At 36.8% G+C, this 21,116-nt stretch carries 18 protein-coding genes and 1 pseudogene; 4 read left to right on the top strand and 15 right to left on the bottom strand.

Features of this window, described 5'->3' with window-relative positions:
- Window positions 1–21: 21 nt before the first annotated feature.
- From PZ898_RS15780 to PZ898_RS15755, 6 genes and pseudogenes are all read right to left on the bottom strand, one after another.
- Window positions 22–324: a hypothetical protein gene (locus tag PZ898_RS15780; RefSeq protein ID WP_062673083.1), complete on the bottom strand. Its 303-nt coding sequence runs from the start codon at window positions 322–324 to the stop codon at window positions 22–24.
- A gap of 237 nt (window positions 325–561) precedes the next feature.
- On the bottom strand, window positions 562–1,050 hold the full coding sequence (locus PZ898_RS15775; protein WP_062673081.1) for a YkgJ family cysteine cluster protein: 489 nt from the start codon (window positions 1,048–1,050) through the stop codon (window positions 562–564).
- Window positions 1,051–2,022 carry an ion channel gene (locus PZ898_RS15770; protein WP_062673079.1) on the bottom strand — a complete coding sequence of 324 codons (972 nt, stop codon included), beginning with the start codon at window positions 2,020–2,022 and terminating at the stop codon, window positions 1,051–1,053. It abuts the gene before it with no gap.
- A 347-nt stretch (window positions 2,023–2,369) separates the two neighbouring features.
- On the bottom strand, window positions 2,370–5,489 hold the full coding sequence (locus PZ898_RS15765; protein ID WP_277693730.1) for a M60 family metallopeptidase: 3,120 nt from the start codon (window positions 5,487–5,489) through the stop codon (window positions 2,370–2,372).
- Window positions 5,490–5,506: 17 nt separating this feature from the next.
- Window positions 5,507–5,638: pseudogene (locus tag PZ898_RS15760) on the bottom strand (IS5 family transposase); the annotation flags it as partial.
- Between the two features lie 292 nt (window positions 5,639–5,930).
- Window positions 5,931–6,923 carry a hypothetical protein gene (locus tag PZ898_RS15755; protein ID WP_277693729.1) on the bottom strand — a complete coding sequence of 331 codons (993 nt, stop codon included), beginning with the start codon at window positions 6,921–6,923 and terminating at the stop codon, window positions 5,931–5,933.
- A gap of 200 nt (window positions 6,924–7,123) precedes the next feature.
- Between PZ898_RS15755 and PZ898_RS15750 the strand changes: the two genes are divergently transcribed.
- Window positions 7,124–7,504, top strand: a complete 381-nt coding sequence (locus tag PZ898_RS15750; protein WP_120232413.1) for a group III truncated hemoglobin — start codon at window positions 7,124–7,126, stop codon at window positions 7,502–7,504.
- Window positions 7,505–7,597: 93 nt separating this feature from the next.
- On the opposite strand, the gene PZ898_RS15745 is transcribed toward PZ898_RS15750, so the two are convergent.
- From PZ898_RS15745 to hflX, 9 genes are all read right to left on the bottom strand, one after another.
- Window positions 7,598–8,668, bottom strand: coding sequence for an ionic transporter y4hA (locus PZ898_RS15745; RefSeq protein ID WP_062673070.1), 1,071 nt, complete (start codon window positions 8,666–8,668; stop codon window positions 7,598–7,600).
- A 66-nt stretch (window positions 8,669–8,734) separates the two neighbouring features.
- Complete coding sequence (locus PZ898_RS15740; RefSeq protein WP_062673068.1) at window positions 8,735–9,073, bottom strand: DUF6122 family protein; 339 nt, start codon at window positions 9,071–9,073, stop codon at window positions 8,735–8,737.
- Window positions 9,074–9,100: 27 nt separating this feature from the next.
- Window positions 9,101–10,339, bottom strand: coding sequence for a hypothetical protein (locus tag PZ898_RS15735; RefSeq protein WP_277693728.1), 1,239 nt, complete (start codon window positions 10,337–10,339; stop codon window positions 9,101–9,103).
- A complete protein-coding gene (locus PZ898_RS15730) occupies window positions 10,340–12,358 on the bottom strand; it encodes a hypothetical protein (RefSeq protein ID WP_277693727.1) in 2,019 nt (672 codons plus the stop codon).
- A gap of 17 nt (window positions 12,359–12,375) precedes the next feature.
- Window positions 12,376–13,044: a hypothetical protein gene (locus PZ898_RS15725; protein WP_277693726.1), complete on the bottom strand. Its 669-nt coding sequence runs from the start codon at window positions 13,042–13,044 to the stop codon at window positions 12,376–12,378.
- A 132-nt stretch (window positions 13,045–13,176) separates the two neighbouring features.
- Window positions 13,177–13,893 carry a DNA alkylation repair protein gene (locus PZ898_RS15720; protein WP_277693725.1) on the bottom strand — a complete coding sequence of 239 codons (717 nt, stop codon included), beginning with the start codon at window positions 13,891–13,893 and terminating at the stop codon, window positions 13,177–13,179.
- A 6-nt stretch (window positions 13,894–13,899) separates the two neighbouring features.
- Entirely contained in the window at window positions 13,900–15,186 is a 1,287-nt protein-coding gene (locus PZ898_RS15715) for a sodium:proton antiporter (RefSeq protein WP_277693724.1), read from the bottom strand.
- A 20-nt stretch (window positions 15,187–15,206) separates the two neighbouring features.
- Entirely contained in the window at window positions 15,207–15,842 is a 636-nt protein-coding gene (locus tag PZ898_RS15710; protein ID WP_277693723.1) for a DUF4919 domain-containing protein, read from the bottom strand.
- Complete coding sequence (hflX, locus tag PZ898_RS15705; protein WP_062673053.1) at window positions 15,842–17,065, bottom strand: GTPase HflX; 1,224 nt, start codon at window positions 17,063–17,065, stop codon at window positions 15,842–15,844. Before hflX ends, PZ898_RS15710 begins: the two co-directional genes overlap by 1 nt.
- A gap of 193 nt (window positions 17,066–17,258) precedes the next feature.
- Between hflX and PZ898_RS15700 the strand changes: the two genes are divergently transcribed.
- The 3 genes from PZ898_RS15700 (at window position 17,259) to PZ898_RS15690 (ending at window position 21,116) form a co-directional block, all read left to right on the top strand.
- The gene (locus PZ898_RS15700; RefSeq protein ID WP_277693722.1) at window positions 17,259–17,966 is read left to right on the top strand and encodes a LytTR family DNA-binding domain-containing protein; all 708 of its coding nucleotides are present in this window, start codon (window positions 17,259–17,261) and stop codon (window positions 17,964–17,966) included.
- Between the two features lie 147 nt (window positions 17,967–18,113).
- Window positions 18,114–18,587 (top strand): T9SS type A sorting domain-containing protein, encoded by a 474-nt coding sequence (locus PZ898_RS15695; RefSeq protein WP_062673051.1) that lies wholly within the window; start codon window positions 18,114–18,116, stop codon window positions 18,585–18,587.
- Window positions 18,588–18,593: 6 nt separating this feature from the next.
- Window positions 18,594–21,116 (top strand): collagen-like protein, encoded by a 2,523-nt coding sequence (locus tag PZ898_RS15690; RefSeq protein WP_277693721.1) that lies wholly within the window; start codon window positions 18,594–18,596, stop codon window positions 21,114–21,116.

Raw genomic sequence — 21,116 nt, 5'->3', positions numbered from 1 at the left:
GACTAGTGTTTGCTAAGTGCTTTACTTTTTCTTCTTTTTGTCTTTCTTCTCTTCTTTAGGAGCATCTGCAGGCTTAGTAGCATCAGTAGGCGTTGTACTTACTGATGGATCCGTTGCAGGTGCAGTTTCCATTGTAGTTGCAGGTGATTTTTCCTGTTGATTCTTTGGATCCGAAGGACTTGTAGTCTGTGTATTCGGTTGTTGAGTCTGAGTTGTCGTAGTGTTATTAGTAGAAGTATCGGCCGGCTTTTGTGGTGTTGATTGTGCTGATACTGCGATTACTCCGACTAATGTAAACGCTGCCGTTAAAAATAACTTTTTCATAATGTAATATTTAAATGATTGTTTAACTTAAACGAGACATCATTTATAAAATTATGTGTAAAAGACTTATTTAACGTACTTTATAATTATTTAAGAGGAATTTGCAAAAATGAGTTAGAGTGATTTGGCTGGAAGAGGGATGTTGGAAGCAGGAAGTTTATTAGATTAGAAGTCGCAGTTTTTCTGATCAAAGATGAGAGCTCCCAATCCCCATCTCCCCTCTTCCTGCTTACAAAGCTATTTTCCTATATTCTTCATCATTTTTTCTACAAATTCAAATGCTGCAGGGCAGATAACTGTATTTTTCAGCATCAAATTATTGATCTGATAAATCTTTTTACGGTCTGTATGAGGATATTCACGGCAGGCTTTTGGTCTTACGTCGTAGATAGAGCATGTATTATCGTCGTTCAGAAAAAAACAGGGAAGATTCTGCAATACCTTATCATTATCTTCATCTACTCTCAAAAATTTTGCTTCAAAGTCTGCAGACTTCATTCGGAGATGTTTGGAAATTCTCTCAATATCTTTTTCGGTATAGAGAGGTCCCGTTGTTTTGCAACAATTGGCACACTGCAGACAATCTATTTCTTCAAAAACTTCATCATGTGTCTCCTGCACTATATAATCGAGATTCTTGGGCGGTTTTTTCTTTAATCCGTCCAGAAATTTCTTGTGTTCTTTCTGCTTTTGTATCGCCTGTTTTTTATAAAAATCTAAATCCATTTATTCTTTGTTTCTCACGGACTCCGGAAGTTCTTCTTTTTTATACTCGTTAATTTTATCCAGATCCAGTACCGTTGAGAGATTTTCTTTATTTGGATAATACATCGGAACAAATTTGGCTCCATATACAATTTCTCCAGTAGTGTACGAAGATCTTTGAACCACCGTATTTGAAAATACTTCATCAAATGCGCGTACCTGTACGATGAGCTCAAGATCTGTATTTTTAAAATCCTCTTCAGAAAAACCGTAAAACGGAGAGTTTTCATCAATTTTATGCACTACAGTCCAGTTGAGAGCCAACGTATTGATCTTACTCATCTGCGTGGTAAGTCGGTAAAAATTACTTTTGGCAACCCCATTTTCCACAACTTCAATAGCTACCGATACAATTACGTCGGCATCCGTCAATGCATTATTTTTATAGGGAGCAAGCCTGAACATCAATGCTGAAGATTCCTGAAAAGGAGCAATAACTGCTATATCAGAAAATCTAAGATATGCCCGTGGTCTTGAAAATCTTCCGTAAAAAAGCCCTGTTGCAATGGCAAAGGTAAGCAATCCCAGAAAAGCTTCAAAAGTTGCTACAAGACTTGCCAAAAATCCTACCGGAGCTATCCTCCCATATCCAACTGTGGTGAATGTCTGGGAACTAAAGAAAAAGACATCAATAAATTCATTGAGTGGATCACTTTTATCTATTCCCGTAAGATGCTCTACCCCAATCAGATAATAGATCATTGCAAACAGTAGATTAATGAGAATATAAGCGATAACCAGATAAGAAATAAAACGAAATGAGGACAAATTCAGCATGGTGTGATACCAGCTTAACCTGTTAAAAACATTAACGCCTCTTCGCTGAACATTCGGGAGACCATCTTTATTGATGAACCTTCCTGAGGCATTGGTTCCGAAACCACTGTTCTCCGCATTTTTCTGACGGATCTTTTTTCTGAATCCTCCTGTCATTTTTTAATCATTTTGACTTTATTATATTATGATTTTCCTCTACAATAAGCCAGTTGATGATTAGCTCTTTCTTTCAGCATACAGATATTTTAAAAGGCAAAGTTAAGCATAGAACACATTATGATGCTTAATTTTTTAAGTAATCATTTTTTTAAATTACTCCCTTCAGATGATAGATGATTTTACCATGGACTCTCTATAAAGCTATTTACTTAAAATGAATAAAAAAACAGCAGAAATTCAAATTTTTCTGCTGTTTATATCATTTATTAAATCCCAATTACACAATAGCGTTTCATGCGGGGGCAATTGGGCAATCTCAAATTCCGGCGAATTAATTACTAATATTATTCTTTAATAATTTTAGACTGATATTTATTGGTCCCGTTATTTATTGAAATAATATAAATTCCCGTTTTCAGATCTTTTATTTTATCGTTAATTTCCTTATTGATGTCACTTAGAGAGCCTTTTGCTGAAATCAATAACGTCCCTGTCATATCAGATAATTCAGCGTTCAGATTTTCTCTTGAATTTTTAATATGGATAACCAGTTTTTGTCCATTCTTTAAGGGATTCGGATAAATAATAAAGTCATTATTATTTGTCTTACTATCCTTAACAGCTAAAGTATTTGCCGGATAAACGAGAATTTTTTGCCCGTTATATCCTACTGCATATACTTTCAAAGCATTGGAAGGGAAATCAACATATGTATTGGCCAATGTAGTATCTCCAGTTCCTACGATAGAAACACTGATGAGCTGGTCACCTGCATCATAAGTTTCAAATGCAACAGCATTATTCCACTTAGAATTATTTACCAATAAAAACTGACCTTGCGCATTGTTCACAATCTGGGCCCCAATTCCTGTAATTCCTGAGACAGGAAGAAGATTTTTATAGGCATTCACGCTATTTGCCGAAAGATAATTAATCACAGGAGATACTGGTTTTGCATACCCCTTCATTAAAACATAGGCTTTCACATCATCAATCATACTTTGTGTAATCGTAAGCTGACCGTTTGAGTAATCTGAAATTATAGCATTAATAGGTTTTAAAAAACCTGTATTGGTAAAGAAATCTGTAAGGTCTTCCTGCACAGCGTCACAGGTATTTTTCACAAAATTCATGACCATTTGTCCATTGGTAAGCTGGGTTTCGTTTGTGTTTCTTACTTTTTCAGCTACTGTAGCAAACCAATGTGCATAATCTATTCCCGCAACAGCAGGTACAACCGGAGGCGTATCTTCATCTGACATATCCGAATCAAATGCAAGCGTAGATGCACTTTTTGAAGCACCCGCCAATTGATAATACAATTCTAATTGCCAAAACGGAATAAGGCTTCTGAAATTTGCATCTGCAGGATTCACATAATCTGTTCTGAACTGATCCATAATACTCTTCCCGTTAATTTGGGTTTGAATAATAATTTCTCCAAATCTGTTTCCTGCCACTTTAGGGAAAGCCGTTTTATCAGCAATTTCACCTTCCAGTCTTGTAAATCTGTTAGCTCCTGTTGGTGAATACAAATTGTAATATGCCCAAAGCGAGTACATATTATTTGTAATTTCTGTCGTTCCGATCCATCTTAGCCCAGGTCTAATCTGATTGACATGCCCTAATTCATGAGCGACTCCCCAAAAGTCCAGACCAGTTGCTGAAGCAGAATTTGAAAGCCCCCAAGTGAGATCTAAATGAGCACCCAGGCCTCCTGCATACCAGCCTCCAGAAGATTCTGTATAAACAAGCTGTCTGTTTTTAAGATTTTTATTAAACTTAAAAAAGCCCATCATTTCTCTTTCAGATTTAACAATTGCATCGTATTTATCAATTAAAGGCTGAGCGGTGGTGAAATGGAAATTGCTTATCACAGACTTATCCATCATCAGTTTCGTGTAATAACCTTCTATATCAATTTTTGGATAGACATCATTAGTCAGCATTTCAATCCATTCTGCAGACGCTGTACCCTTTTTATATATACCATTTACAATCCCTGCTGTAATATTTGCCGATACAGGTAATGCATTTACATCATCAGTGTAATATGAAATATATCCCAGTCCGGCATTTGTAATATTAAGAATATTCAGTCCATTTTTCAATTCATAAGATTTTTCAGGAGAAGCTCCTTCAGTAGCGAAATCTCTTATTTTTAAATAAACTTTGTTTGCCTCCGTAATATCTTTGGCAAAAACAATAGCAGTAGTATTAGCCTGAAATGCTAACCCTGTCGGATTTTCATAGCCATTATAATTCCCTAGCTTATACTGGTTGTTTATGGATTCAATTGTTTTATATGCCGTAAAAGTCTGAACTCTGTATTTTCTATTATAGGTATTATTAAATAAACACTGAGCTAACCCTTTAATGAAAGGTGAGGGAATTGCATCAATATCCTGCTGGGTTATTGTTGGTTTTAAAGTACTGAAAAGAGTATCATTAAAAATATTTGAATAAGCTGAAAGATTAAAACTATTAGGGCTGTTCTGAAAAAATTCCATTTCAGCACAACTGGCAAAATTGTTTTTACCATCAAGAACCTCAATCTTTATATTTAAAGGAGTAATGGCAGAAGGAAAAACTACCGTTTTAATAGTACTCGTTTGTCCAAAATTTTGAGTAGCAATATCAACATAAGCAGGGTTAGAAATGGTATTATAACTTATTTTTACATTTCCGAAAAGACCATTAGGCCCACCATCTTGTCTTGGGGTGTATCTTAAATAATTCATAGATGTCTGCCCATCAAACTTATAAATCAGAGAAATAGGAAAAGTGGCTGCTGTAGCATTCCAGCTACAATGATAAAGCGTACTTACATTACCATCAAAGGATTTCTCTATATTTTCTCCCGATTGGAAACTTGAAGCCGAAGATCCTGCCACCTGAGGCAACACAGGAATATCCGCATACCCTGAAAACTCATTGGTGGGGAGTGTACATTCTGTTTGTATAGGGTCCATCTGTTCTTCAGAATAAAACTCCATCTCTGCACAACTTGAAAAATTATTTTGAGCACTTAGAACATCAATCCTAATAACATCAGGATGAATAATTGCTGTTGGCAAATCTATTGTTTTTGCCGTATTATCAGATGTCCAGGAAATAACTCCGGTTGCTGCTATAAAAACAGAAGGATCGGATTGCGTAGAATAGGAAACCTTCACACTTGTCCATATTCCATTAGGACCTGTTGTTCTAGGCTTGTACACCAACTTTTTTACACTTTTTACCCGACTGGAAAATTTGAAATTTAACTGATCCGGAAGTGCAGTACTCAAATTATACCGCGAATGATAAAGTGTATTCACATTATTATCATTACACATTCCTGCCTCCTGCCCGGGCTGTGGTGGTTGTAACGAACTTACATAAGCTATAGGCATTTTATATTGCTGAGCAAAAACTATCTGTAAGAAGAACAGAAATAAAAGGATAAAATAATTTTTTTTCATCTTGTTGTAATTTTTGATTAATAAAATTTATTCAGAGCTACTGCTATAAAAGCGATATAATTGAAAGATTTCCAATTTGATACTATTGTGTCAAAATGGTTGAGTAAAGAACGAAAGCTGTTCAGCCATGCATTAGATCTTTCTATAGCCATCTATTCCTGTAAAAAATTCATCAAAATAGCTCTCAGTGAAAACCATCTTGAGAACAAAAATTAGGAGCCAGATTATTTTTCTATCATAGCTTTGCCAAATACTTGTACATCAACCTAAAAGTTTTATTTCTAAAATTAAGAATTAAAATAATTGCAAAAACTTATACCTACCTGTTTTTAATAATACACCACCAGTTGAATTATATTATTACAATCCCGCTTTACATTAAACTGCTGAAAAAATGAAAAAACAATACTCCACTTTTACCCTTTTTTAATAAGAGAAATTCTATATCTTTTGTGCTGGTGATTCCAGTACGGTAACACTTACATTGCTGACAGATTTTACGATTCCTGACTCTCCGTGTATATTGGTAAGAAAATCAGGGAAGCTTTCGATAGGAAAAGCCCAATAGTAATGTCCATCTACGGGAGAGGGAAAGTTCGCCTGTAATCTTCCTTTTAATTTCATCGGTACAAAGTATTCAACGGATGATCCCTTCAATTTTGTAAGGACAGAAATTGTTTTTTTAGAATGAGCGGGCACAATGGTTTTGTAGCTGCTGGTTTCAGTAACTTCTTCAGAATTTTCTGTACCTTCAGTAGTATCTCCTCCTACAACAACTTTTGTACTTGCTGAAGCTTTTGCAACTAACGGAATATCAACGGATACTGAAGCTGCCACTTCAAATGAACCTGAAACGGTCCGTTTCCAGGAAGTAGAATATCCTTTTTTATAAGAATAGGTTACCGTAATTTCACTTTCTCTGTCGCCATTGTTAATTGCCTCCGTAGTGTAAGCATTGTCCGGTAGATCTGCACCGTCCGTTTTTATTGTCACCTGAGGAGTTCCCAAAACAATGGAAACATTAGGGTTTGGAGCTGTATTCCGGGCATCTCCATCTACAGAAAGGTCTGGATTAAATATAATTCCATCCGGAACCTGGCCGGAATAAGCAAAAATGTTTTTCAACCGTGTTCTTTCTCCTGAATAACTGACATCATATCCCATATCTTTCAGGTGATTTGCCTTGAAAGGGATTTCACGCTCTTCATTTGGCAAACTATAGCTGGCACCCAAACTATTATTGCCTGATAATTTAAACTCATCTACAATTTTCCAGCCCTGCTGAAGCATCTCTTCCTCAGTCAACTGTGATTTCTTTACTTCAGAATAATGTACTTTTTCTGAATCATCATTCATAGCACTCACTTCATCCCTTGAACATGATACTGAAAACATCAATAAGAGAATACAAACAGAATTGATTTTTTTGATCATTTTAATAATTTTTTAGTGTTTAATAATTAAATTTACAAAAAATGAATTCTTTTAAGGTGCTTTTTTGCGAATTAATCAAATTTTAATCTTTCCCAATTTTCCATTGTTTAATAATATGTTGTTCTCTAAAATACTGTTTACATGAAATTTATCAATTTCGCGACTGAAATTTTTAATACGAATTATACTAACTTTGAAGTATGAAAAAGCTTGAATCAAGAGAAGATATTGAACACCTTGTCAATTCATTTTACAACAAAGTTGTTAAAGATGAAACCATTGGATTCTTTTTTAATGATATTGCTAAAGTAGATTGGGATAAACATCTTCCTAAAATGTATTCTTTCTGGGAATCTATTCTTTTTGGGCAGATGAGCTATAAAGGAAATCCAATGGGTGTCCATTTCCCGGTTAATGAGATACAAGCTATGGAACAGAAGCACTTTGACAGATGGCTGCTGCTTTGGCGTACGACTATTGAGGAAAATTTCGTAGGCGAAAATGCCGACATGGCGATTTACAAGTCAGAGAATATAGCAAAACTGATGGCTTTCAAAATGGAGCTGGCGAGAAGGTTGTAGTGATACGGGATTCGGGGTACGGGATATCGATGTCGAGGTTAACTTCCGGGATTTTACAGATAAAAAAGATTTATAATTTTTTATTTTTTCTTTCTAAGGAACAATTACTGTAAAGATATAGGCTGCCAGATTCACCAGCAGAACAGTCCCGTACAGGACGTTTGTTTTTCCACGACTTAAAGATAGCATCACAATAAATACGGATAAAGAAAGCAGAATAATGTCTTTTTTATCCAATCCCAATACAAGTGGAATATCATACATAATACATACCGCTGAAACCGCAGGAATAGTCAGTCCGATACTTGCCAGTGCAGAACCCAATGCCAGATTTAAGCTGGACTGGATTTGATTGGCTCTTGCTGCACGGATGGCAGCAACGCCTTCAGGAAGAAGAACCACGGCAGCAATAATTACCCCAACCAGGGATTTTGGAGCTCCAAGGCTCTGTACCATTCCTTCAATTGTATCGGACAATCCTTTGGCCATCAGTACAACAATAACAAGACAGATTACCAGAAAGACAAAGCTGATAAGTGTTTTTGGTAATGAAGGAATATAATGTTCTTCAGGATGCTCATCAGGAACAATAAAATAACTTCTGTGGCGCACAGTCTGTACCATCAGGAAAACCCCATAAATGGCAAGACATGCGATAGATATAAAAATAAGCTGAGCTTCGTTATAGAATGGTCCGTTGACACTTGAAGTAAAATTGGGAAGAACAAGGGTAAGTACCAGAATGGAAACAATACTCACCAGATAAGTAGTTGCTGAAGTTCTTGCAAAGAACTGTTCATGATATTTAACGCCACCTACCAAAATACATATTCCAAGAATTCCGTTGAGAATAAGCATTACGGCAGCAAAAACGGTATCTCTGGCCAGCGTGATCGCCTGATCTCCGCCGGCAACCATCAGCGAGATGATAAGTGCTACTTCAATAATGGTGATACAAAGCGCCAGGATGATTGTTCCGAAAGGCTCCCCTACTTTATGAGCTACAACTTCAGCATGATGTACTGCTGATAAAACACTTCCGATCAATAAAACACCGGCCAGAATATCATAAAGGACACCATTTCCCATCAAACCGGAAAAGTAGTATCCTACTGCCAAAATAGGAAAAATATAGGTATAATGTAAAAGTTCTTTTAGTCTCATATCGTGACTACAAAATACAAAAAATCTATAATAATTTCAATATTAAAAGAAAATATTAATAATATTTTAATGAGGCCAGAAGTTAAAATCCTGATAATCTGTGAACATATGAAACAGAAGCCCGATTCCTATAAGCCTGATATTTCCTTTAAAGAACAACAGCAAAAAATACACCGCAATGGCATAGTAAGAATGTAAAAAATGAAAACCTATACTTTCTCTGGACGGATCAAAAACAGGATTGGCAAAAAGATGGTCCAGATCTACCAGCATGGTAGCGAGAAGAATAAAATATGCTTTTTTCCAATTTTTACGATAAAAAACCAATGCGATAAATATTGGAAAAACGAAATGCAAAAAGTAATGAGTAAAAGTTTTGAGCAATGTGATGTCTGATGGAGCCATTAATGAAAATTTTATCGGTTTCTATGCTTACCACCGTAAAATTAAGGGTAATTCTCCTTTATTCGCTTTTATTTTTATCCAATAATTCTGAGCCTTGTTCCCATACAACACGTAATCAATGTCAGAAATGATCTTCTTTTCAGTGTTATTCAATGTTTTCAAAGAAGAATACAGCAAAGCATTATTTCTGATCATAATATAGTTTTGCTTTAACCGGCTGGATAATGATATCGGATTCCGGGTTGATTTTATCGTAACACCTTTATTATTTTGCGTGATTTTATTAGGTTGAAAGGGAATTGCAGTAAATTGATTTTCGTTGTTGATCCATTTTTCAGACTGGAAATATTGCCAGGTTTTCTCAGGATCATTACTCAGAATGTCGATCATATAGCTGGGCTGAGTGATCTTTTGAACCGTCTTTCTTTCAACTTCATTAAAATTATCATCATATTCATACGTGACGATGGTATCATTGATCTGTTTAAGATCTGCAGCAGCCTTTAAAGATGTTATCTGTGAAGAATCTGCTATACTTTTTTTGAAAAAACGGGTAAAATTCCTGATGTTTTCTCTGTCTAATTCAAGTTCCAGAAAATGATTTCCTTTCTCAAATTTTGAAGCAATCGTATTAAAAATCTCCGGATTTGAATTATTATTGATTTCAATTTCATCCTCATTTAGCTCAATGGAAAAGTTTCGGATTTTCTGCCCTGAAATGAATGAAATGCTTCCCACTGTATTTTGAATAAAACGGTCTGCCTCCCAAACAGGATGTCCGGATTGGTGGAGAAGTTTTTTCTGAATAGTTCCAAAAGCGAGGTCAGAAGTTCCTGCAATACAATGGTTCCCGTTGATCATAAAGAAAAACTGATCTTTCTGAAAAACGTTATTTCCTTTGGCCACAAAGTCTTGTTTCTTTAAACAGGTAATGAATTTTTGCGAATCTTTAAGCTCTAAAACACTATACCATTCTGAAAATTTAGTGTCTTTAATATGAAATATCTGTAGAAAATCCGGAATTCTGATTCCTGAATCTTTCAGTGAACCGGAGGTTTTACTCTTTGCTTTGCTTCCGGACCATTTTGAAGGATGGGTTGCTAAACTGAAGAGGTATTGTCCCGTTAATTTCTTCGTGTCAATTAAGATCACGGTATCTGCATTATCAGGAATATATTGAAGGCTTTTATCTTTGTGAAAAGCTATAAAATATACTGAAACAGCAAGCAATAAAAATAACGGGACAATAATCTTCTTTTTGTTCATCTATAAAATTTGAGGCTTCTTTTCTGTTTCTTTAGCTTTAAAAACCTGATCGAATATATCAAAGAAATACATTAAGCTGTTTTCTGAAGAATCTTTGATGTTATAATTCATCTCAGTCTGGATGCTTTCTCCTTTTACTTCCGTTTTATAATACAGTTCTCCTACATTTTTTTTGATCGCCTCTAACGTTTTTCTCTCTTTCGGGCTTTTGAATTCTTTGTCTAGTCCTGTTAATAGCTTCTGAATATCCAGTCTGCCGGACAATGGATATTTAGCGGAGTCTTTTGCCCATTTTCTGGAAACATCAGATTGGTTTACAGGTAAATTATTATCTGCAGCACTCATAAGGTACACAACCCCATCTTTCACAGTAAAAAACAACTGATCTACATATCCTCCTTTTTTCTCTTCTTTAAAGGTATAAAGGTTTCCTTTTTTAGAGAATCTCTTAGACATTTTTTTGTTGGTTGTAAGCAAATCAAAAATACGGTTCCAGTACCCTTCATTCTCTGTTGCAAAAGCGAAAGTGAAGTTAGGAACAGCGATTTCCTTGGTTTTCTTTACTTCTTTTTCATTGAAATCAGCATCGTATTCATAATCGGTGTATTCTACGGTTTTGGATTTTAATTCATTCAAAACAAAGATTCCGTTTCCAGGGGCAATTTTGGTAATTGCTTCTTCATCCAGTACAATTTTCATGGTTTCCATGATCAGCTCCATTTCTTTTTTGTACTCGTTTTCTCCTGAGTTCTGAAGAAGACTGTACATCATGTCAAAGCATTTTGCCCCATTCACATTCATTGCATAGTAGCCGACACTTTTTTCATTGATCAGCTCCAGCAGTTTTTTGTTTTTCTTCCCTTTATAAATGGCAGAAATATTCTTTTGAATGTCACCATTTTTGTGCTGATAATTATTAACCAGCCTTACTTTGTCTTTATCAAAATACAGATTGTATGCATAGTTGGAATTGTACATGTTTTTGAAAAACTGTCCATAGCCGTAATACTTTGTCATTTTTCCGTAGATGCCTTCATTTACAATTCTTCCGTAGTCTGTATACACAAAAACATCGGAATTGGCATCTCTGAACGAAAGCATTTCTTTAGGCACTTCAATTTCTAAATTTGAACTGAAATATTGGTCAAAACGATCTTCTGCGTTCTTTTTAACAACCCTGAAGTTTTCTCTACGGATAGAATCCTGCTCTTTCTGGAAAGCCTTTTCTTCTTCCTCATCATAAGCATCTTCCGGCATTTCTTCTCCGTTTTCAGAATTTTCAGCAGTTTCTTTATCTGCAGGATATTTATGATGTTTCTCCAGGTATTTGATATCTTTCTGGATTCTTGCAATCTCGTTGTTGTTATCTTTTATACTTTCTTTCAGATACTTAATATCATCATTGAGACTTTTGATCTCTTCTTTATAATCAAACGGCTTTTCCGGTTCTTCGGTATACACTGTATCTCCCGGCTCTGCGTAAGCGGAGTCCACCACTGCAACTGCTGTACTGTCTGCAACTGCTTCCTCTGCCCAAAGATCCTTATAAGGTTTTGTATAGCTGATCATACTGAGAACAGCACGGCTCCCGTTCCATGCTACAAAAACATCATCATTGATATCTACGTAAGAATAGTTCTTTCTGCTGGAAACTTCCTGTCCTTTTTTCTTTACAGAATTAATGAACTCCTGAAACTTTTCCTTATTATCAATGATAAAATGGGTATTATATGCTTTAATGGAGTCATTAAAGCTCGCATAATGGTATTGAACAGCGTCGTATTTGATTCCTGTTTTGGAATAATCTGTCCATGAAAGATTTTCTTTACTCTTTTTGCTGAGCTCATGCAGCAAAGGATTCAGTTTATTCCAGTTGATTTTATTATTAAGCTGCTTTCCGTTGACTTCCATATAAAATACGGCATCGGAAGGAATTTTCATGCTGTTTTGGGCTAAAATCAATGTAAAGCCAAAGAGGACGAAAATAATGGTTTGTGTTTTTAAAAAGATAGATTTCATGACTATAGTTTAGAAATTTATTGAAAAAGGATGGTATTTTGTATTTGTTTTTTCTGAAGGATTACATCCAGAATATCTGCTTCCAGTTTAAGAGCCTTTTTGTTGGGAGAAAGCACGTAAGTAGGATTCGATTGTGATTTCACTGGAGTTTCAAACTGCATGATAGAAGTATATTTCGCATCAGTAAAAACCTCTTTGTCTGCCTTACTCATCTTGTCATAATCAGCCTTGAAAGTATTGACTTTATTCCTTATCAATGTCTTTTTTTCAAGATTCTGACTGTAAACCTGAGTAGGAACCATTTTACCCAATATTTTCTGGGCTTTCAGTTTTTCCAGACCTGCATTAATGTTTTCAATCTTTTTGAAACTACAGCTCAGCTTGATGATGTAATTATCAAAATCCATGGAGGTTTTCACATTGCTGATTCCGGGAGTTCCTTTAAAAATTCTGGCAGCCTCATTGATTTTAGTTTCAATTTCTGACTTTTTAGGAACTTTTTTTCCGTTGATGGTTTCCACTTTAGAAATTGAAGCAAGTCTTGTTTTGCTCTTGCTTGCGTTAAGAATAATGGTATATTCTCCTGTTCCGTCAGCTTTTATATTCACTTTATCCAGAATATCAAAACAGCTTGTCAGGAACAGCAAAGGAATACATAGAAGAAATAATCTGAGAAAATTTTTCATGATCAGGTTTAAAAGCACAAAATTACTTAATTCTGGCCTTACATCCTTATAATCTTTGATTTTTTGGGCATAAATAGCTGTTTCCCGGTACTTTTTCCGGGGAAAATACGGTACTTTTCCGTATATTATTTTTTAAACTCGTCCTTTAAGATAATCCTGGCGAAGATCTTCATCCAGTTTTTCAATAGCATACCGAAGACATGTTCTGGGCATTTCTTTATAATATTGGTTCAGATAACTGATCAGCTCGCCTTCATTTTTATTTCCCATTTCCCTTAGTAGCCATCCGTTTGCTTTGTGCATCAGGTCATGAGGATGTTTCAGATTTCTGGTGACAAATTCTTTGGTCAGATCAAATGATCCTTTTTTTATATAATGCATTGTTCCGACAACAGCAATCCTTTTATGCCACATCTCATCAGATTCCGAAAGTTGCTTAAGAAGGCTTTCTTTCTGATTTTCAAAAGCATATCTGCCTAAAATCTTATAGCAGGTAGAATCTACCAGATCCCAGTTATTGATATAAGGAAGATGATCCAGATAAAAAGCGACCACTTCTTCTTTTACTGCCTTATCTTTTGTTTTCTCAAACTTTGAAATCAGCATAAAAAGAGCTGTCAGCCTGTGCTCGTGATATGTTGAAGAAAGTAATGTACTGAGTTCCTTTAAATTTATTTTCGAATAATATTCTTTGGCCACAGAGCGTTGATCCGGAACTTTTACGCCCAGAAACAAGTCGCCTTCACCATATTCTCCTTTTCCTGTTTTGAAAAATCTTGGAAAAAACTCCGCCTTTTCAGGAATGGATAAAACAGCAAGTGCTTCCTGTATTTCTTTAACAATGCTCATATGATTTTAAGCGTTTTCTTCTACAGCAATATTTTTCTGCTCCTCTTCTTCTTTGGCAATCTTATTCGGATTGGCCACCTTAGCAATGGTAAGCCCCTGAACAATGATTGAGAATACGACAACACAATAGGTAATACTTAAAATAATCTCACTGTATTCACTTTTAGGAACAGACATCGCCAATGCAATGGAAACTCCGCCACGAATTCCTCCCCAAACAAGCACTTTCACCGTTTGTGGACTGAAACTTCTTCTCAGGGAAGTAAATTTTGTAGGTCCCCAGATCGAAATAAATCTTGCCAGCAAAACCACCACAATGGCCACTAAGCCCGGAATCATGAAATGTCTGAGATCTTTAATCATCAAAAGTTCAAATCCGATGAACAGAAATAGTACCGCGTTCAGAATTTCATCAATCAATTCCCAGAATTTGATCAGATAATCCTGAGTAACGGACTTCATTTTGAAACTTCTGTTGAAATTTCCCATAAATAATCCTGCCGCCACCATAGTCAATGGTCCTGAGATATGCATCTGACGGGCAATAAGATAACCTCCCATTACCACTGAAAGCGTCACTAATACGGAAATAATATAATCGTCCACTTCACGCATCAATCTTGAAGTAACCCATCCTAACAGAACCCCGAGTAAAAGACCTCCACCAGCTTCCTTAAGGAGGAGCAATCCTATCGTTTCAACACTCAGATCCACTTCTTTTCCGATCGCCAACTGCAAAATCACTGTAAAGACCACAACTGCCATACCGTCATTGAAAAGAGACTCTCCGGCCACTTTTGTTTCAAGAGATTTGGATACATTCGCCTGTTTCAGTACACTCAGAACCGCTACCGGATCGGTAGGAGAAATCAAAGCACCGAAAACAAGACAGTAGATAAAAGGAAGTTTAACCCCCACATAAGGAAGCAGATAAAACATTCCGAATCCTACGACAAAGGTAGAAATCACAACACCTACTGTGGAAAATATCACTACAGGTCTGAACTGTTCTTTCAGGTCATTAATATTAATATGGATTCCCCCTGCAAAGAGTAGAAAATTAAGCATAGCACCCATCAACACCTCCGTGAAGTCGATACCATTCATAAGGTTGTGAAGGTGTCCGAAAGTTCTCGGAAGAACCGTTTCTCCAAACAGTACCAGAAAAATTGATACTACAATGGCGATCACCATAATTCCGATGGTACTTGGAAGTTTTAAAAACCTATAGTTAAGATAGGCAAATATTGATGCTAATACGATTAATGCTGAAAATGAATAATATAATTCCACTAAGTGTCTTTATTTTAAGATTAATTGGTGAGTTCCAAATAGAGTATTTTGATATAAATTTGATTCCCATCTTTTTCCCAGATGTCAAACATGGCATCTTTAGAAGCTTTCGAACGTCTTGTGTAATCCTGCCCTATATTCAGAATATTCAGCAGAATGTATTCATCTCCTACAGAATTAACGATATAGGCCGTTTTCTCGGATTTTCCGTCTCCGGAACTTCTTATTCCTTCGGTAAGGGTGCGGAACTGGTTCAGATGGTGTACAAAATTATTTCCATCTTTTACCGAATCATAGGCCCTAAGAAGGATCAACAGAATATCCAGGTTGGTAGGATCTTTATCATACAAAGCTTTTCCCTGTTTGATACAATCTGCAAAATTGTTTTGTTTAAAGGCTTCTACCAGACTTTTAAAGCTATCATCTGATGTATTTATTTTATCGTTTCTAAAATTTCTTCCGTAGTACAGATATTGAGATTCTATACTGTCCAGAGATTTAGGGTATCCTTTAAATTTGAAAATAAGCTTATCGTAATTATACGGAGAGTCGGAAGTCCTGAGACTTTTCTCAATAGCTTTTATATCAATTTTTGATTTCTGGCTGAACCCAAAAACCGAAAACAGGATGAACAAAAGGAAAAAATGGTATTTCATTAATTGTTGCTTTCTTCTTCGTCGTTGTCGAAATATTCGAAAAGAAAATCGTTGTATGGAAATCTGGAAATATGAATCTTCATGACCTCATCATAAATCATTTTCTTCATTTCCGGGAAGTTTTCTTTCGTTAACGCAGAGATGAAAACCGTTGGATATTTAGATTTTGCCATCCAGGTCTTTTTCCATTCTTCCAGAGAAATATTTTTACGGGTTGAAGGGGTAAGATCATCTTCATCCTTTTTCTCATAGCTGAAATCGTCAATTTTATTGAAAACCATGATCATCGGCTTCTGATGAGCGTTGATTTCCATCAGGATATGGTTAACAGATTCTATATGATCTTCAAAGCTTTCGTGAGAAATATCCACCACATGGATCAAAAGATCGGCTTCACGAACCTCATCCAATGTAGATTTAAAAGATTCTACCAGCTGAGTAGGAAGTTTTCTGATAAATCCTACGGTGTCTGTCAATAGAAACGGTAAATTTCCAATTACCACTTTTCTTACCGTGGTATCCAGTGTAGCGAATAATTTATTTTCCGCAAAAACTTCAGATTTTGAAATGGAATTCATCAGGGTAGATTTCCCTACGTTGGTATATCCTACCAAAGCTGCACGAACCACTTTCCCACGGTTGTTACGCTGGGTAGCCATCTGCTTGTCTATCGTCTTCAGTTTCTCTTTCAGCAAGGTAATTCTGTCACGGATTATACGACGGTCAGTTTCAATTTCCGTTTCTCCGGGACCTCTCATCCCGATTCCTCCTTTCTGACGCTCAAGGTGGGTCCACATTCTTGTCAGTCGTGGTAAAAGATACTGGTATTGTGCCAGTTCCACCTGAGTTCTCGCATATGAAGTCTGTGCTCTCTGGGCAAAAATATCAAGAATAAGATTGGTACGGTCCAGGATTTTAACCTCCATTTCCCTTTCCAGGTTTTTAAGTTGTGAAGGAGAGAGTTCATCATCGAAAATTACGGTTCCGATCTCATTTTCTTTTACATATTCTTTTATCTCGATGGCTTTTCCGCTACCGATAAAGGTTTTGGAATCAGGCTGAGTTAATTTTTGGGTAAAGCGCTTTTGTACGGTTGCTCCTGCTGTGAAAGCTAAAAACTCAAGTTCATCCAAATACTCCGTCAGTTTTTCTTCATCCTGATTCTGGGTAATAACACCCACCAGGACAGCTTTCTCATAGTTATGTTCTTTCTTTTCTAACATTAAGTTCTGTCTATGTTTATGATTTTTACAAGTTAATATTTTTCAGAAAAAAAACAAAATCAATTTTTATTTAATAACATATTTTAATATAAATTTAAGTTTACTGATGAATGATTTATAAAAAATCAATAACTTTATATAATAAATTTCTGATTTTTAATTATTTAAATCAAAAACTAATCTCCGGAATATCATGGTTACCCATATCAAATGTATGATTATTGATGATGATGAACTGGACAGGCTGGTTCTTCAGCATTATATCAGGCAATATGAAAACATTGAAATTGTTGCCACTTTCGACTCTGCTGAAAAGGCAGTTCCCTATCTTGACATTCCTGTTGATCTCCTGATTACCGAAACCAATTTAAGGGGGATGAACGGTCTTGAGTTCAGAAAGCTGGCCCATAAGATCCCTGCCTGTATTTTCGTAAGCTCTCATCCCGAACTGGCTGCCGGAGCTTTTGAGATTAATACTTTAGATTTTATTACCAAACCGCTTACCGCAGAACGCTTTCATTATTCGATGGAAAAGCTTTTTGATTTTTTTGAAGTAAAAGAAAAATGTGAATGCTATGATGCCATGGTGGGAGAAAACTGCATTAAAATAAAAGAAGGTGGTCATGTTTTTCAGATTAAAATGAAAGATATTCTCTACCTGGAAGCTCTGAAAGATTACACCAGAATCATCACACTTGAAAAAAATCATTGTATTTTAAATTCACTGGGAAATCTTCTGCAAAAAAGTTTTTTTAATTCTTTTGTCAGAATACACAGAAGCTATGCTGTCCCACGTCATCTTATCCGCGGAAAAAACTGTCACGAAATAGAACTTCCGCATCGTATAAAACTTCCTATTGGCCGAACTTACAAGGACAATCTTTCTTTTTTTAATCCTTAAAAATACATCATAATAATTCACCAATGCCATTGGTCGATTATTTCTGCCGTTGGTCTATTTTCCTGCTAATCAATGGAGATAGTTGGTAATTTAGTCTTCCCAAATTCCCCAAGAAAACACATCTATTAATCACCAAAACTGTTATCCATGGAAAGAATATCTATTTATTGTATTATTCTGTCTGTCTTTTCCATCTCCATACTACACGCTCAGGCTGTAGTTTTAGCAGCGGGATTGGATGCATCAGCAGCTAATGGTTTTGTTTCTTACAGTGTAGGTCAGACAACCTACCTCGAAAAAGGAACAGGACAAGTTCTCGAAGGTGTTCAACAGCCTTACGAAATCATCACTCTTACCACTTTTGAAAACTCCTCTGAACTGACTGGTATTTTACTTTACCCTAATCCTTTCAGAGATTATTTGTATTTAGATTTTACGTCAAATAATTTTAAAGGCTCAGAATATCAGTTATTCGATGCCCAGGGCAAGCTGGTAAAAAAAGATAAGATCTCACAATCAAAATCTGAGCTTAATTTCTCCTCAATTCCTTCCGCGATGTACATCATAAGGATTACTCAAAATGGAGAAAATATCAAAACTTTCAAAATCATAAAAAAATAAAACGCCATGAAAAAAATATTATCACTGTTTTGGATCCTGACAGGTTTCTTTATGGGACTGTCCCAGGCTCCGGAAAAAATGAGCTACCAAGCTGTCATGAGAAATGGTTCCGGACAACTCTTAGCCAACCAAGGAATTGCTATAAGAGTAAGCATATTGCAGGGATCTCCTGCCGGAGCAGCAGTCTATTCTGAAAGACTCACCGGAAATACCAATGCCAACGGACTCGTTAGTCTCGAAATAGGAACAGGAACAATCCTTACCGGAACATTCGCCACTATTGATTGGTCCTCAGCAAGCTACTATTTAAAAACAGAAACAGATCCAGCTGGCGGAACCAACTATACCATAGTAGGAACAAGCCAGTTACTAAGTGTACCCTATGCTTTATATGCTAAATCCGCCGGAGTGAGCGGAGGAAGCTTTACGATCCCCTACTCCAATACGATAAATAATGCCTCCACTTTATTTTCATTAATCAATAATGGTGATGGAACTTCTGTGGAAGGAGCCAACAGCACAACCACATCCAGTATTGCTGCTGTAAGAGGAATTGTAAGCAATACAGCCCCCGGAGGATTTTCTTCTGCAGTACGCGGTATCAATAACGGAACCGGCGGACTGGGAATTGGAGTCTGGGGAAGCCAGGCTGGAAGCGGCTGGGGCGTATATGGCGTTACTCCCAACGGTTTAGGAGTTTACGGAAATGCCAGTGGAAACGGATATGGTGTTTACGCAAACAGTAATACAGGAACAGGATTAAATGCCACAAGTAACAATGGTATTGCTGCCAATATTTCTATCGTCAATAATGCTAACGCCAATAGTGTTCTTACGGCATCTACTGTAGGGAACGGAACAGTTATCAATGTTTCCACCACAGGTACTGGAGCCGGAATACTAAGTTCTACTGCGGGAGGATTTGGTGCCCACGGGATCACCTCTTCCCAATCATCTGCTGGGATTATAGGAGACAATACCGGAGCAGGTGAAGCAGTTGTGGGTAGAACGACCAGTGATATTGCCGGAGCGGTTGTGGGCCGTAATGATGGAGGAGGATATGGAGTGAGAGGATTTGTTGCGACCAATACATCCGGAACGGGTATTGGTGTTTACGGTCAGGTAGGTTTAAATAACAGTACCGGACGTGCGGGAAGGTTTGAAAATTTCAACAATACAAATACTGATGCTAATACTTTTGAAGTGGCATCTAACGGAAATGGAAACATCCCTGATAATACCAAAGGCAATGCTGCTTCTTTTGTACTCAATAATACCAATAGTGTAGGAGCTGCGGTAAGAGGGGAGGTCAATACTATTTTTGGAAATTTTGGTGCTGCTGCTATTTTTGGTGTCTCATCCGGAACCGGAGGACGAGCCGGACTATTCTACGCTTCCAATCCTGCCGGAAATGGAGCATCATTGATCGCTTTGACAGACGGTAACGGTAACGCCATTACAGCCAATGCAGGTAAAGACGGCAATGGGGTTGAGACCAATATTGATGGTGCCGGAAATGCGCTTTATGCATGGGTTCCTTCTTTTGCTACCGGACGTGCCGGACGATTTAATATTTTCAATGAATCAAACACCAGCGATGTTATCACTGTAACCACTGTTGGAAACGGTATTGCAGGTAATTTCAAGGTAGATAAAGTGACCGGAACCTCTCCTGCAGTAAGAGGAGAAGTCAATTCACAGTTTGCCAACTTTGGCACAGCAGGAATTTATGGAGTATCTTCCGGAACCGGAGGATACGCAGGCCTTTTCCACGCATCCAATCCTGCAGGAAACGGCCCTGCCTTGATTGCTATTGCAGATGGTAATGGTAATGGTATCACCGCTAATGCATCCAACACCGGAGATGGTGTAGAAACCACTGTAGACGGAACAGGAAGTGCAATCTATGCATGGGTTCCTAATTTCAGTAACGGACGAGCTGCCAGGTTTGTTAATTTTAATACATCTAATACCAATGCAGCACTTACTGTAGAAACTCATAGTGCAGGATCTCTGGCTTTATTTAAATCAGGAAACCCGGGAACCGTAAACGTTGCCCGTATTGATAATACCGGAAAAGGATTTTTCAATGGCGGTACACAAAACAGTGGTGCTGACGTTGCGGAAGCTTTTGATGTCAACGGAAACATCTCTGAATATGAACCTGGTGACATTCTGGTTATCTCAACAAAAGCAGATAGAACGGTTGAAAAATCATCAACTCCCTACTCTACTCTTGTTGCCGGAGTGTATGCTACTAAACCTGGTGTACTGCTTACAGAAGAACATATCGATATTGATATATCCAATAAAGCGCCAATGGGTGTCATTGGTGTTATTCCTACCAAAGTATGCCTTGAGAACGGAAAAATAAAAAGAGGAGATCTTCTGGTGACTTCATCTAAAGCGGGAGTTGCCATGAAAGCCAATCTCAAAAAGGTAAAAATAGGCCAGGTCATCGGAAAAGCACTTCAGGATTATGACCAAAAAGAAGTTGGAAAAATTCAAGTATTAGTCAATATAAAATAA

The sequence above is a fragment of the Chryseobacterium sp. WX genome (genome assembly GCF_029542485.1).
Lineage (GTDB): Bacteria > Bacteroidota > Bacteroidia > Flavobacteriales > Weeksellaceae > Chryseobacterium > Chryseobacterium cucumeris.
Note: the sequence above shows the minus strand (reverse complement) of the source record. Positions and strands in the feature narration are given on the sequence as shown.

What these genes read in the sequence shown, in the direction of transcription:
- PZ898_RS15735 (WP_277693728.1), bottom strand. Translation starts at nt 10,339, where the DNA reads ATGAACAAAAAGAAGATTATTGTCCCGTTATTTTTATTGCTTGCTGTT.
- PZ898_RS15755 (WP_277693729.1), bottom strand. Translation starts at nt 6,923, where the DNA reads ATGATCAAAAAAATCAATTCTGTTTGTATTCTCTTATTGATGTTTTCA.
- PZ898_RS15770 (WP_062673079.1), bottom strand. Translation starts at nt 2,022, where the DNA reads ATGACAGGAGGATTCAGAAAAAAGATCCGTCAGAAAAATGCGGAGAAC.
- PZ898_RS15695 (WP_062673051.1), top strand. Translation starts at nt 18,114, where the DNA reads ATGGAAAGAATATCTATTTATTGTATTATTCTGTCTGTCTTTTCCATC.
- PZ898_RS15745 (WP_062673070.1), bottom strand. Translation starts at nt 8,668, where the DNA reads ATGAGACTAAAAGAACTTTTACATTATACCTATATTTTTCCTATTTTG.
- PZ898_RS15750 (WP_120232413.1), top strand. Translation starts at nt 7,124, where the DNA reads ATGAAAAAGCTTGAATCAAGAGAAGATATTGAACACCTTGTCAATTCA.
- hflX (WP_062673053.1), bottom strand. Translation starts at nt 17,065, where the DNA reads ATGTTAGAAAAGAAAGAACATAACTATGAGAAAGCTGTCCTGGTGGGT.
- PZ898_RS15690 (WP_277693721.1), top strand. Translation starts at nt 18,594, where the DNA reads ATGAAAAAAATATTATCACTGTTTTGGATCCTGACAGGTTTCTTTATG.
- PZ898_RS15700 (WP_277693722.1), top strand. Translation starts at nt 17,259, where the DNA reads ATGGTTACCCATATCAAATGTATGATTATTGATGATGATGAACTGGAC.
- PZ898_RS15780 (WP_062673083.1), bottom strand. Translation starts at nt 324, where the DNA reads ATGAAAAAGTTATTTTTAACGGCAGCGTTTACATTAGTCGGAGTAATC.
- PZ898_RS15765 (WP_277693730.1), bottom strand. Translation starts at nt 5,489, where the DNA reads ATGAAAAAAAATTATTTTATCCTTTTATTTCTGTTCTTCTTACAGATA.
- PZ898_RS15720 (WP_277693725.1), bottom strand. Translation starts at nt 13,893, where the DNA reads ATGAGCATTGTTAAAGAAATACAGGAAGCACTTGCTGTTTTATCCATT.
- PZ898_RS15725 (WP_277693726.1), bottom strand. Translation starts at nt 13,044, where the DNA reads ATGAAAAATTTTCTCAGATTATTTCTTCTATGTATTCCTTTGCTGTTC.
- PZ898_RS15740 (WP_062673068.1), bottom strand. Translation starts at nt 9,073, where the DNA reads ATGGCTCCATCAGACATCACATTGCTCAAAACTTTTACTCATTACTTT.
- PZ898_RS15710 (WP_277693723.1), bottom strand. Translation starts at nt 15,842, where the DNA reads ATGAAATACCATTTTTTCCTTTTGTTCATCCTGTTTTCGGTTTTTGGG.
- PZ898_RS15775 (WP_062673081.1), bottom strand. Translation starts at nt 1,050, where the DNA reads ATGGATTTAGATTTTTATAAAAAACAGGCGATACAAAAGCAGAAAGAA.
- PZ898_RS15730 (WP_277693727.1), bottom strand. Translation starts at nt 12,358, where the DNA reads ATGAAATCTATCTTTTTAAAAACACAAACCATTATTTTCGTCCTCTTT.